Annotated in this window: 6 protein-coding genes; all 6 read left to right on the top strand. The window is 37.8% G+C overall.

Annotated elements, in window-relative coordinates; genetic code table 11:
- The first annotated feature begins 60 nt into the window (after nt 1–60).
- The 6 genes from CWB66_RS13580 (at nt 61) to fusA (ending at nt 12,945) form a co-directional block, all read left to right on the top strand.
- Complete coding sequence (locus tag CWB66_RS13580; protein ID WP_138585793.1) at nt 61–3,348, top strand: site-specific DNA-methyltransferase; 3,288 nt, start codon at nt 61–63, stop codon at nt 3,346–3,348.
- Between the two features lie 11 nt (nt 3,349–3,359).
- Complete coding sequence (locus CWB66_RS13575) at nt 3,360–6,701, top strand: DEAD/DEAH box helicase family protein (RefSeq protein WP_138585792.1); 3,342 nt, start codon at nt 3,360–3,362, stop codon at nt 6,699–6,701.
- 300 nt (nt 6,702–7,001) lie between these two features.
- A complete protein-coding gene (gene darG, locus CWB66_RS13570; RefSeq protein WP_138585791.1) occupies nt 7,002–8,069 on the top strand; it encodes a type II toxin-antitoxin system antitoxin DNA ADP-ribosyl glycohydrolase DarG in 1,068 nt (355 codons plus the stop codon).
- Nucleotides 8,070–8,333: 264 nt separating this feature from the next.
- Nucleotides 8,334–8,948 carry a hypothetical protein gene (locus tag CWB66_RS13565; protein WP_138585790.1) on the top strand — a complete coding sequence of 205 codons (615 nt, stop codon included), beginning with the start codon at nt 8,334–8,336 and terminating at the stop codon, nt 8,946–8,948.
- 227 nt (nt 8,949–9,175) lie between these two features.
- Nucleotides 9,176–10,129: a ribosome biogenesis GTPase YlqF gene (gene ylqF / locus CWB66_RS13560; protein ID WP_077536439.1), complete on the top strand. Its 954-nt coding sequence runs from the start codon at nt 9,176–9,178 to the stop codon at nt 10,127–10,129.
- Between the two features lie 731 nt (nt 10,130–10,860).
- Nucleotides 10,861–12,945, top strand: coding sequence for an elongation factor G (gene fusA / locus CWB66_RS13555; protein WP_138585789.1), 2,085 nt, complete (start codon nt 10,861–10,863; stop codon nt 12,943–12,945).
- The last annotated feature ends 307 nt before the right edge of the window (nt 12,946–13,252 follow it).

The following is a 13,252-nucleotide window of genomic DNA, read 5'->3' as shown; positions in this document are numbered from 1 at the left end:
TAAAGTAGCAGCACTGAATCAATTTACCGTTAGTTAAAAAATTAAAGAGCAAAGCCCAATATGAGCAAGTACAACGAATTAGTAAAAAAATTAAAAGAGATTTTTCAGATAGACAGACCAGAGCTAGATTTTGGTATCTACCGTATTCTTAATGCAAAAGCTGATGAGATAAACAACTACCTAGAAAATACGCTTAAACAAAAAATAAATGATGCGTTAGCAACAGCAGGCAATGCCAATAAAGCAGAGCTTGAAAAACAATTAAGCACAGCTATCAAGGCAGCAGAAGATGCGGGCTTTAATGCTGAAGATAGCCCTAAAGTAAAAGACTTACGCCAGCAAATTATTACTACATCGCAAGGAGCTAATGAGCATGAAAATGCTGTATTTACTCACTTGCTGTCATTTTTCTCTCGTTACTACGACAGTGGTGACTTTGTGAGCAAACGCCGTTATAAAGGCGATACCTATGCCATCCCCTATGCCGGTGAAGAAGTTATGCTGCACTGGGCTAATAAAGACCAGTACTACATTAAAAGCGGTGAAAACTTCGCAAACTACTCATTTAAACTGGATGATGGTCGCAAGGTTAGCTTTAAGCTATTAGCTGCAGATACAGCTAAAGATAACCGAAAAGATAACGACGCAGATAGACGCTTTGTTTTAATTGAACCACATACGCGCACTAAATTTGATGACGAAGGCAATGAGTACGACGAAGAGTACCAGCCAGTAACCGTTTTTAAATCAGACGGCACCGAAGAGCTAGTTATTCAGTTTGAGTACAAAGCCGTTAAAAAAGGCACTAAGCAAGATGCGTTAGTTATCGCTGCACTACAAACCGTATTGAGTCATGACCTAGTTCAAAATAGCTGGGCAGATATTACCAAACGTGAGCCTACCGAAAAGAATCCTAATAGAACGCTGCTAGAAAAACATTTAACGACATACACGCAACGTAATACCGCTGATTACTTTATTCATAAAGACTTAGGTGGCTTTTTATCTAATGAGCTTGATTTTTATATTAAAAATGAAGTAATGAATTTAGATAATGTTCAAAATGCTAGTGTTTTTGCTGATATTGAAAAGCAGCTACGCATGATTCAATGCCTTCGCTCGATTGCAACCGATATTGTTAAGTTTTTAGCTCAACTAGAAAATTTTCAAAAGAAACTTTGGACTAAGCGCAAATTTGTTACATCAACGGACTACTTGTTAACTATAGACATCGTTCCCCAATCACTTCTTGAACAAGTATTATCAAATGAAAAGCAGTGGGATATATGGCAATCTTTTGGAGTAATTAAACCAGAACAATTACCATCAAAAGCACTACTAGAAAACAATCCCAGTCTTATGATTGATACTCGACTGTTTGATACTTCATTTAAACAGGGGATTATTAATTCAATTGCAAATATAGATGAAAGCATAGATGGGTTGTTATTCAATTCAGATAATTTGCACTGCTTAACGCTACTGCAAAACAAATTTCATGAAAGTATTAAATGCATCTATATTGATCCGCCTTATAACACTGGTGGAGATGGCTTTTTGTATAAGGATGGTTTTAAAACTTCTTCGTGGTTGTCAATGATCCATGACAGAATAAAAAAGGCGCATCCGCTACTTCTCGATAATGGTGTTCTATTTTCAAGCATTGATGAAAAAGAAAGGAATCAATTAGAAAGTGTATTGAATTTTATCTTTGGTAAAGAAAATCGAACCGAAGAATTAATTTGGACACAAAATACAACCAAAAACAAGTCCCCAACATACTCAACCAATCATGAATACGTTGAAGTCTATTCAAAAAATATTGGTTCGACTAAAGCTGATTTTCTAATGTTTAGAGAGCCGAAGCCAGGCTTAGTAGAAATTAATGAATTAATTGACAGGTTGAATCCCATTTATCCATCAATTGCAGATATCGAGGCAGAATTAAAACAACTCTACAAGTCACACAAGAATCGTTTAAAAGAAATTTTTAATGGTGAAGAGTTTGATGATGACTGGAAGGGGATATATAACTATAAAAACGCTGAATATAGAACAACTGAAGGAAAATTTGTACCAGAGGAAATGGCACGTGAGGAACAGGCTAAAATATGGATTTGGAGAGAAGTTGATACGTCAATGCCTCAAGTTAAAGAGGACTCACAAAAAACAGAGTTCAAAGACCCTGAAAATGAAGCGTATAGATTCTACAGACCAATTCACCCAATTACTGGAATGGAGTGTCCAGCCCCCAAGAGGGGATGGGCGTGGCCTTACAACCCATTAGGTAAACAAAAATCTTGCTTTTCAGATTTAGCCAAAGATCATCGTATAGCTTGGGGTGATGATGAGAGTAAAATTCCCCAAAGAAAAAGCTTTATTCACGAAGTACAAACAAATGTATCTAAATCTGTGTTTAATGATTTTACTGATGGAGAAAAAGAACTAGCAAACCTGTTTGGAAGCAATCGAGTTTTTGGTGGGCCGAAACCTACAACGTTAGTTAGTAAGTTTATACGACAATCAGCAATGAAAAATGGAGAGCTTTTTTGTGACTTTTTTGCTGGCTCAGGTACTTCTGCTGACGCTTTGCTGAGGCTGAATTATGATGATTACGTTGATAGAAAATATCTACTAGTAGAGTCAGGGAAACATTTAGACGAAATAATAATACCGAGAATACAAAAAATTATTTTTTCAGAAAATTGGAAAAATGGAAAAGCTGAGGATTCAAATAGACATATGAAGCAGCTAATTAAACTTTCATATTTAGAATCCTATGAAGACTCGCTTAATAACTTAGAACTTAGAAAGCCACAAACAACTGGCGACTTATTTGAAACTATGCCTGAGCAAGCTAAATCAGATTACTTACTTAATTACATGCTTGAAACAGAAAGTAAGGGCTCATTACTAAGTACTGATGACTTTAAAAAGCCGTTTGATTACAAGATGAAAATAGCGGTTGATTCAGCTGGTGCGTGCGAAGAGCAGAATATAGATTTAGTTGAAACCTTTAATTATTTGATTGGCCTACACGTGAAAACTATTGAGTCAAACCTAGATAAAGGTTATGTGCGTATTGAAGGTACACTCCCCTCAGGTGAACGCGCGTTAGTGTTATGGCGTGACTGTGAAAAAATTCAATATGATGACTTTACTAAATTTGCTATCCGCTTTGATTTATTTGCTAAACAAAAAACTTTTGATGTGATTTATGTAAATGGCGATCACAACTTACCTACGGCCTTTACTAATGACGAAGATGACGTTACGCGAACACTGAAGCTACGACAAATCGAACCTGAATTTTTAGAGCAAATGTTTGCTCCTGACGAATTAGCGTAAGGAGTAGTAGTATGGCTATAGGTAAAGCAACTAAAAAGAAAACTAATAAAAAGCTCAGTTTTCATCAACAACTGGTGTTAAACCGATTTATGTATCGTTTTTTTACTGACGGTACGTTGCAAGGATTAAAGTCTCGTTTGGGTGAAGACCGCTTTGAAGGCATTCATGATGACGGGCAAAGTAATTACTTTCATGAATTATGTAACAACTATTTTAACGCTGAGCTTATTAATAGTGATGATTTAAGGCGGTATGACTTAAATATTGTCAATCATTGGCGGCAAATTACTGAGCACCGTAATCGTAAAGAAGACACTGTGATGAATATGAAATATTTTCAGTATTTGTCACTGCTGTTTACAGAGATTTATTTAGACTTTTACTTTAATAAAAAGCAGTTGCTACTTGATGGTTTAAAACAAGAGCTTGCTGTATTTAATAAAGAACAAAAAGCCGCTGATAACTTTCAAGGCTATATTTTAGACGAGCTAAACAAGCTTGCTTTTTGGAATGCCACAGGCTCAGGTAAAACACTACTTTTACACGTAAATATTTTACAGTATTTACATTACTATCAAGCAGGTAACTCGCACAACTACCCTGATAAAATAATATTACTAACCCCGGATGAGCGCCTCTCCGCACAGCATTTAAAAGAGTTACATGATTCAGGCTTTGACCATGTAAGGCTGTTTGACAAAAACGGTAATACGCCATTTAGAGGCACAATAGAAGTTATTGATATTAATAAGCTTGCCGATGATATGGGTGATAAAACTGTTGCAGTAGAAGCATTTGAAGGCAATAACCTGGTACTTATTGATGAAGGCCACAAAGGTACAGGTACGGCTGCGGGGGCTTGGATGAGACGCCGCGACACATTAACAAAAGACGGCTTTGCGTTTGAATACTCGGCAACCTTTGGTCAAGCAGTCGCTGACGGTAAAACCGTTGAAGCTGTAAAAACAGACATTCAAAAGAAAAAAGCACACATACTTTTTCAAACTAAAGCATTAAATAAACTAGACGAAGAGCAATTAGTTAAAATTGAGCTTGATTATGCAGAGCTGCGCGATGCACGTATTCAAGCAACACGAGAAGTGTATGGTAAATCAGTATTGTTTGATTACTCGTATAAATTTTTCTATGAAGATGGCTACGGTAAAGAATCGTTAATACTCAACTTAGGCGATGACAAAAGCGAAGAGCGCCGCTATGAATACTTTACTGCTTGTTTGTTAAGCTTTTATCAACAGCAATTTTTGTATAGCAAAAGCGAAGAGCAACTAAGCGAGTTTAATATTGAAAACCCGCTTTGGGTTTTTGTGGGGAGTTCGGTTTCTAAAGAAGATTCTGATATACAGCAAGTGGTTAAGTTTTTAGCGTGGTTTTTAAATAATGAAAACCAAGCGAAAGCTTGGATTAAGGACCTAGTTGCCAATAAAGCACGAATACTAGATACCAAAGAACGCAATATTTTTCATAACCGCTTTACGCCGTTGATGGGTACTGGCAAAGACGAATCGCAAATCTATTTAGATATTTTAAACCGATTATTTAATACCACTTACACTGGCCAGCGTTTAATTGTTGTTAATTTAAAAGGCAGCAAAGGTGAGTTGGCACTACGTGTAGGTACATCGGAGCCGTTTGGCCTGATAAATGTTGGTGACTCTTCTAAGCTGTATAAGGCGCTAGATGAGGAGCAGTCATTTGATTATATAACCGATGACTTTGCTAAAACTTTATTTAACACCATCAATGATAAAGATTCTAAGCTAAATATTTTGATTGGCTCTCGTAAGTTTACCGAGGGGTGGTCTAGCTGGCGCGTATCAACAATGGGCTTGCTTAACATAGGCCGTGGCGAAGGCTCACAAATAATTCAGTTATTTGGCCGTGGGGTGCGCTTAAAAGGTAAAGGTTATTCTTTAAAACGCAGCACACCGGCACAAAGACCCAAAGGTTTGCACCTTGAAAAGCTTGAAACACTGAATATTTTTGGTGTTCGTGCAGATTACATGGCGACGTTCAAACAGTACCTTGAAGCTGAAGGCATTACGCCCAGCGATGAAATTCTTGAGCTAGACTTTGAAACTAGACCAAGTTTACCAAAAACAAAGCTAAAGACTTTAAAACTGAAAGACGGCTATAAAGATAACCAAAAGAAAGGCTTTAAACGCGTACACTTCCCTAATTTATACGAAGTGCTAGTAGAGTTTAAGGGTAAAATTAAAACGCCTCACATCAAGCTTGATTTGTATCCAAAACTTGAGGCATTAAGCACTACTGATACAGGTGATAAAACGCCAGCATCTGATCGCATGCCAAGAAAGATAGATTATAAGGTGATAGCGGCGTTTGACTTTGAGCGTATTTATTTAGCACTTCAAGATTTTAAACTGCAACGAGGCTGGAGCAATTTAAGGCTCGACAAAAAGCGTTTAGAAGACTTTTGCTTAGGAAAAACGGATGTAGGCAGCTCTTGGTATACCTTGCTTATACCAGCGCAAGATCTTGAGATAAAGCTCTATAGTGATATCCACAAGCAAGAGGATATTATGATCCGTTTGCTAGAAGATTATACAGATAGGTTTTACAAAGCCTTAAAAAATGCCTATGAGGGCCAGTTTTTTGAAGTGACTCATGTTCATGAAGACGATCCAGGTATGCTCAAAGTTTATAATTTTGAAATAGATGAATCAGATGATGGATTTGAGTATTCAGCTAGGCTAGAAGAGTTACAAGAAATAGTTGCTAGTGGCGATGTTGGTGAAGCTAAAAAATGGGAAGCCCCAGGGGTTGTTGCTGTGACGTTTGATAAACACTTGTACTACCCGTTAATGTCGATAGACAAAGACGCAGGCTTACCATTAAAAATGCGCCCAATGGCATTTGATGCGCCAAGTGAAATACAGTTTGTAACAGAGTTACAGGAGTTTGTTGATTCTAAACGAGGCCAGGAAATAATTGGCGACAAAAGTATTTATTTGCTCCGTAATGCTGATACTAAAGCCAAAGGCTTAGGCTTTGCGCTAGCAGAAAACTTTTATCCTGACTTTTTATTGTGGCTGGTGGACGATGCGACGGGTGAACAGTGGCTTAGTTTGATTGATCCTAAAGGTATACGCCAAATTGATTTAAATAGCGGTAAGTTTGGCCTATACAAAGAGATAAAAAACTATGAACAAGACAACTTAAACCTTAGCTCATTTATACTCTCTGGTACGTCGTTTAATGATTTATTAAACGTTAGTCTATCTAAAGATGAGCTTGAGGGTGCTAACGTGGTGTTCATGGAAGATGGGAAGGATGTTTATTTAGAGAAAATAATTAGAGGCATGGTTGCTTAATAAGCACCTAAAGTAAATGCCAGCACTAGCGTTTACACCATAGAAGTGTAAGTGCTAGTGCTACTTTTATTGTTAAAAGAGTAGTTGTTTATTTTTTCAAGGCCTTGCCACTATATTGAGTGTTTTTAGAGGGGTTGGCTAGCTCTATAAAGAAACGACTAATGTTGAGGTTTAATCTTTTTTAGATGAAGATTTTATCGAACTATCAAATTCTCGCTAATGAAGTAAATATACTACTTCAAAATGCACAGCATAAACCTGAGGTCGTAGTTAGACTGCAGTGGTACTACTGAGGTTAAGATGATTACTTATCAAACGGGCAATATTTTACATGATCAAGCCGATGCTATTATCAACACAGTTAATACTGTAGGGGTAATGGGTAAAGGGCTTGCTTTGCAGTTTAAAAAGGCCTTTCCTGATAACTTTAAAGTATACAAAAAAGCCTGTGATGATAAAAAGCTGGTAACAGGTGAAGTGTTAACTGTTGAGCTTAACTCTATTAATGCACCATTTTATATTATTAACTTTCCTACTAAAGCGCACTGGAAAGGTAGTTCTAAGCTTGAATATATAGAGCAAGGGTTGAACAGCCTAAAAGCTGAAGTAAAGCGATTAGGGCTTAAATCTGTCGCTTTACCAGCACTGGGAAGTGGTTTAGGGGGTCTAGATTGGCATGCTGTTGACTCTCTTATACAACGTTCTTTAACTGAATTATCTGACGTTGAATGGCGTGTATACCCGCCACAAAATGCACCAACGGCCCAGGCTATGCCTAATAAAACTAAAAGACCTGAAATGACGCTAGGCAGAGCTGCCGTTTTAGGTTTGATAGAACGTTATACCTCTACAGGGTTTGGTTATCGCTTATCGCTATTAGAAGTACAAAAGCTTGTGTATTTTTTAACAGCGGCAGGTGAACCTTTAAACAAGGTGATATTTCAAAAGCATCATTATGGCCCTTATGCTGATGTGCTGCGCCATGTGTTAGATAAAATGGAAGGCCACTTTATTACCGGTTATGCAGATGGCATAAATAAGCCTGATACGCCTATAGAGCTTAAAGATGATGCTGCTATTGAGGCGCTTAACTATTTGCAAGCATGCCCAGATACAAAACAACGATTTGATAAAGTAGCTAGGCTAATAGAAGGCTTTGAGTCGCAAAACGGTATGGAGTTACTTTCAACGGTACACTGGGTTGCTACTAATGAGCTAGAAGGCAATAACATTACTGGTGAAGAGCTTATAAATACAGTACATAGCTGGAATGCTAGAAAGTCGGAAATGAAGCCCGCCCATATTCTTGCTGCTTGGAACAAGCTAAAACAAGAAGACTGGTTAAATTTAAAGGCGCAAACAGCTTAAAACTAATCTAAAGGGAAGCGTATTGCTTCCCTTTTATGCCGCATTTTTGCTTCAAGTAATCCTTGTTAATATAATTGTGATTAAAACGTTTACCTATCGCATCTACCTGTTTTTTTTTATAAAAGCCGATCACAATTAAATAAGCATAAAATATTGTTTTAATAATAAAATCTAGTAATCCTATCCTGTTTTGGTAAACTGAAATTCTACAAACATGGATGTATAAGTTGTTAATACTCCAAACTTAAAATTAATGGACTTAAAATGAACGAAGAAAATAATTCAGTAGTAGAATCAAATACAGTAGAACCTAAAGCTATTGACCCTAAAGAATCCCCGTTTAAATTTATTCAAGAGCACCCAGATCGCTTTTTGTGGGCATTATGTGTAGTTCCTATTTTAGGCCTAATAATTGAGTTAGCCTTATCTATACCGTTAATGTATAGCTTTTTCATTTATTTAGGTCTCAATGTTGGTTTCTCTATTCTCGATGAAAAAGAATTAACAAAGACTGACCGAATCGCCCCTGCACATTGGATGGTTCTAGTTGTGCCAATATATATTTGGCAGAGAGTTAAGCTCAACAAACAAGACAAGAAAGCATTTTTCGCTTGGGTTATTGCATTTATATTTTCAACATTTATAACAGAAATGATTAATGATAACGCAATAGAAGAGCAAGCCTGTCAGTTAGTGACCGAAATCTATCAAGAGCAGTTTTACCAAAAGTCAAGCGAATGTATAGCAGTAACGCTAGACGAAGAAGTTAAAAGTGGCTTCTATAAAGGTACTGCTGTTATGAATAATGGAGTGGATGTGTATATTACGGTAGATATACGCAAGGATGATGAAATATATGTCCAGATACCAAACCAATAAATCATATAAATAAGAAAGGCGCCACTAGGCGCCTTTCTTATTTATAGGGAATGTAGTGGTACAGAATAATGTCATATTCCCTGCCTAATTTATTTTAAGAAGAATTAAAGTACCATTGTGTAGTAAACTTACTCTCATTACGAAAAGTACAAAAGCATAGTTTTACTTTTAGTACCCACATTAGTACCCATAGGCTGCGGCCTTTAATTAAAGGTCATATAAATCAAATGAGTAGAGCAGGAATACAGTGGTTCCCTGGGCATATGAATAAAGCCCGCAATGAAATTAAAGAAATAATGCCGCAAATGGATGTGATCATTGAAGTGCTTGATGCGCGCATTCCTTATAGTAGCGAAAACCCGATGGTGGCAACCTTGCGTGAAGGTAAGCCGGTCATCAAAATTTTGAACAAAGCTGATTTAGCTGATCCTAAAATGACGCAGATCTGGAAAGACTATTTTGAGCAAGAAAACGGTGTTAAAGCTATTTCTTTTGGTCATGATAAAGCCGCTGAAGTACATCGTATCAATGAGCTGTGTAAAAAGTTAGTGCCGCATAAAGTGGGTGCCGATAAGCAGATTAAAGCCATGATAATGGGTATCCCTAACGTGGGTAAATCTACGTTAATTAATGTACTGGCTGGACGCATAGTTGCAAAAACAGGTAATGAACCTGCGGTAACTAAAGCGCAGCAACGTATTAAGCTTGAAGACGGTATTATGCTTTACGATACGCCAGGTATGCTTTGGCCAAAAGTAGAAAACGAAAACTCAGGTTATCGCTTAGGCGCTACAGGTGCCATTCGTGATACCGCACTTGAGTATGAAGAGGTAGCAAGTTATACCGCTGAATATTTATTACGTGCTTATCCTGAGCTTTTAAAAGCGCGCTATAAAATCGCTGAGCTTCCTGAGAATGATTGGGAATTTGTTGAAATGGCAGGCAAAAAGCGTGGTTGCATTCGTGGTGGAAACCAAATCGACACATACAAAATGTCTGAAATCCTAATTAACGAATTGCGCGACGGTATTATTGGCCGTATTACTATGGAAACTCCGCAAATGCGTGAGGAAGAAGAAGTAATGGTTGCTGGTTTACGTGCGGCAGCAGAGGCTAAAAAACAAGCTAAAGAAGAAGAGAAACTCCAACGCCGAGCACGAGCGCGTAAAAATCGTCGTTAATTGATTTAGTTTAATTTAACCAACTAAATTACAGACATAAAAAAAGCCCGTAAGGGCTTTTTTAGTTTCATATCTACCGTCACCGATATGAGCAATGTAGCAAGTAAAATAGTAGGGCGGTTACTTATTATCAACATCAAGGGGCGTTGCGGTCCATAATAAGTAACCATAGCTGTTAACGTGCGCCACACGTTGTTTCAGGGTCGAGAAACAAATCAATTCATTCCGTTACAAGCCAGTATGTTTGCCGTCTTGTTGATAGTGATTATCAGTTAGATTCAATTAACTGTCAATACCTAAATGCAAATAATTCTTATTATCCATTTGTTTGTTTTATAAGCTGATGTTAAACATAAAAAAATTGCGACTATTTAGTTTTTCTTAGTGTTGGGCGACATAGGCTGTGATTAAATCGCTCTTAGTTTAAACAAGTATTAGTTTTCAAAGATTAGTAATTTCTGGGTATAGATTAAAATTTTAGCTGTTTAAGCCATGGTAGGGTGTTGCTGCAAAATAACGAAATAACTTTATGTACCTAAAGTTAGGGCGATAAAAAATAGTGTTTTCATTATGTTACATGTGATTTTCAACTTAAAATGCAAAATAGATCTTGCGCATAAAAAAAATATCTTGAATTGATTGCATTTTAAGCGGCTTGCATGGTGATGTTCGCTTTAAGTGATGTTATACTCCTGCCGAATAATTTATCGACTTTATTAAGAGTAAAATTAATGGCAGATTTATCGAAGTACAGAAACATTGGTATTTTCGCGCACGTAGATGCGGGTAAAACCACGACTACTGAGCGTATCCTAAAGCTTACTGGTCAAATCCATAAAACAGGTGAGGTTCATGATGGTGAATCTACTACTGACTTCATGGAACAAGAAGCTGAGCGCGGTATTACTATCCAGTCTGCGGCAGTAAGCTGTTTCTGGAAAGATCACCGTTTTAACGTTATCGATACACCAGGACACGTTGACTTCACAGTTGAAGTTTACCGTTCACTTAAAGTACTTGATGGCGGTGTTGGTGTTTTCTGTGGTTCTGGTGGTGTTGAACCACAATCAGAAACTAACTGGCGTTATGCTAATGACTCAGAAGTTGCACGTATTATCTTCGTTAACAAATTAGACCGTATGGGTGCTGATTTTTACCGTGTAACTGAGCAAGTACGTAAAGTACTTGGCGCAACTCCATTAATCATGACTTTACCAATTGGTATTGAAGATGAATTTGTTGGTGTTGTAGATGTTTTAACTAAAAAAGCATACGTTTGGGATGACACTGGTCTTCCTGAAAACTACGAAATCACAGACGTTCCTGCAGACATGGTAGAAAAGACTGACGAGTATTATGAAATGCTTGTTGAAACTGCCCTTGAGCAAGACGATGAACTACTTGAAGCTTACATGGAAGGTGAAGCACCTTCTGAAGAAGACATCAAACGTTGTATTCGTAAAGGTACTCGTGACCTTGCTTTCTTCCCTACATACTGTGGTTCTGCGTTTAAGAACAAAGGTATGCAGCTTATTCTTGACGCTGTTGTTGATTACTTACCAGCTCCTACAGAAGTTGATCCTCAACCTCTTATGGATGAAGAAGGTAACGAAAATGGCGAATTTGCAATCGTATCTGCAGATGAACCTTTCAAAGCGTTAGCATTCAAAATAATGGATGACCGTTTTGGTGCATTAACATTCGTACGTATTTACTCAGGTAAACTAAACAAGGGTGACACTATCCTTAACTCGTTTACTGGTAAAACGGAGCGTGTTGGCCGTATGGTTGAGATGCAAGCAGATGACCGTAACGAATTAACTAGCGCACAAGCTGGTGACATCATTGCTATCGTAGGCATGAAAAACGTGCAAACTGGTCACACTTTATGTGATCCTAAGCACCCAGTAACACTTGAGCCAATGGTATTCCCAACTCCAGTAATCTCGATTGCTGTACAGCCTAAAGATAAAGGCGGTAATGAGAAAATGGGTGTTGCTATCGGTAAAATGGTTGCAGAAGATCCATCTTTCCAAGTTGAGACTGATGAAGATTCAGGCGAAACTATCCTTAAAGGTATGGGTGAGCTTCACTTAGATATCAAAGTAGATATCCTTAAGCGTACTTACGGCGTAGACCTTATTGTTGGTCAACCACAAGTTGCTTACCGTGAAACTATCACTAAAGAAATTGAAGATAGCTACACGCATAAGAAACAATCTGGTGGTTCTGGTCAGTTCGGTAAAATCGATTACCGCATCAAGCCAGGCGAAGTTGCTTCAGGCTTCACGTTTAAATCATCAGTTGTTGGTGGTAACGTACCTAAAGAATTCTGGCCTGCAGTTGAGAAAGGCTTTAAGTCAATGATGGGTACTGGTGTTCTTGCTGGTTTCCCTGTACTTGACGTTGAAGTTGAACTTTTCGACGGTGGTTTCCATGCCGTGGATTCATCTGCAATCGCGTTCGAAATCGCTGCAAAAGGCGCTTTCCGTCAATCGATCCCTAAAGCGGGCGCACAACTTCTTGAGCCAATCATGAATGTTGACGTGTTCACTCCAGAAGATCACGTTGGTGATGTTATCGGTGACCTTAACCGTCGTCGTGGCATGATGAAAGACCAAGAAGCTGGTTTAACAGGCAGCCGTATTAAAGCTGACGTACCGTTATCAGAAATGTTCGGTTACATTGGTACACTACGTACAATGACATCGGGTCGTGGTCAGTTCTCTATGGAGTTCTCACACTACGCTGCATGTCCAGCTAACGTAGCTGAAACTGTAATCGCTGCAGAAAAAGAGAAGAAAGCTGCTAAGTAATTAGCACTTTAACTCTTTAAAAAACCCGCACATGTTGCGGGTTTTTTATTGCCTGCAATTAATAGTGATTTTATTAATACTAATTCGCAATAATACTTAACCTGAACTCTGGTTAAGAGATTTACTAACACATTGAATTATGGTGATATTTAAATTTATTTTCTCTAGCCAGAGATTTTCAGTGAAAACAAGGCAAATTTACGCGTCAATAGCTGGCCTATTGCAAGTAAATTCAACGCAGTTAGCGCTGAAAATAGCTGCTCGAGATAGATTTATTATCCAGAGTTCAGGTTATTTATTTATATTA

The sequence above is a fragment of the Pseudoalteromonas sp. S558 genome (genome assembly GCF_005886635.1).
GTDB classification, from domain to species: domain Bacteria; phylum Pseudomonadota; class Gammaproteobacteria; order Enterobacterales; family Alteromonadaceae; genus Pseudoalteromonas; species Pseudoalteromonas aliena.
Note: the sequence above shows the minus strand (reverse complement) of the source record. Positions and strands in the feature narration are given on the sequence as shown.

Excerpts from the sequence above, each read along its gene's own strand:
- CWB66_RS13565 (WP_138585790.1), top strand. The coding sequence starts at position 8,334 with ATGAACGAAGAAAATAATTCAGTAGTAGAATCAAATACAGTAGAACCT.
- CWB66_RS13580 (WP_138585793.1), top strand. The coding sequence starts at position 61 with ATGAGCAAGTACAACGAATTAGTAAAAAAATTAAAAGAGATTTTTCAG.
- darG (WP_138585791.1), top strand. The coding sequence starts at position 7,002 with ATGATTACTTATCAAACGGGCAATATTTTACATGATCAAGCCGATGCT.
- ylqF (WP_077536439.1), top strand. The coding sequence starts at position 9,176 with ATGAGTAGAGCAGGAATACAGTGGTTCCCTGGGCATATGAATAAAGCC.
- CWB66_RS13575 (WP_138585792.1), top strand. The coding sequence starts at position 3,360 with ATGGCTATAGGTAAAGCAACTAAAAAGAAAACTAATAAAAAGCTCAGT.
- fusA (WP_138585789.1), top strand. The coding sequence starts at position 10,861 with ATGGCAGATTTATCGAAGTACAGAAACATTGGTATTTTCGCGCACGTA.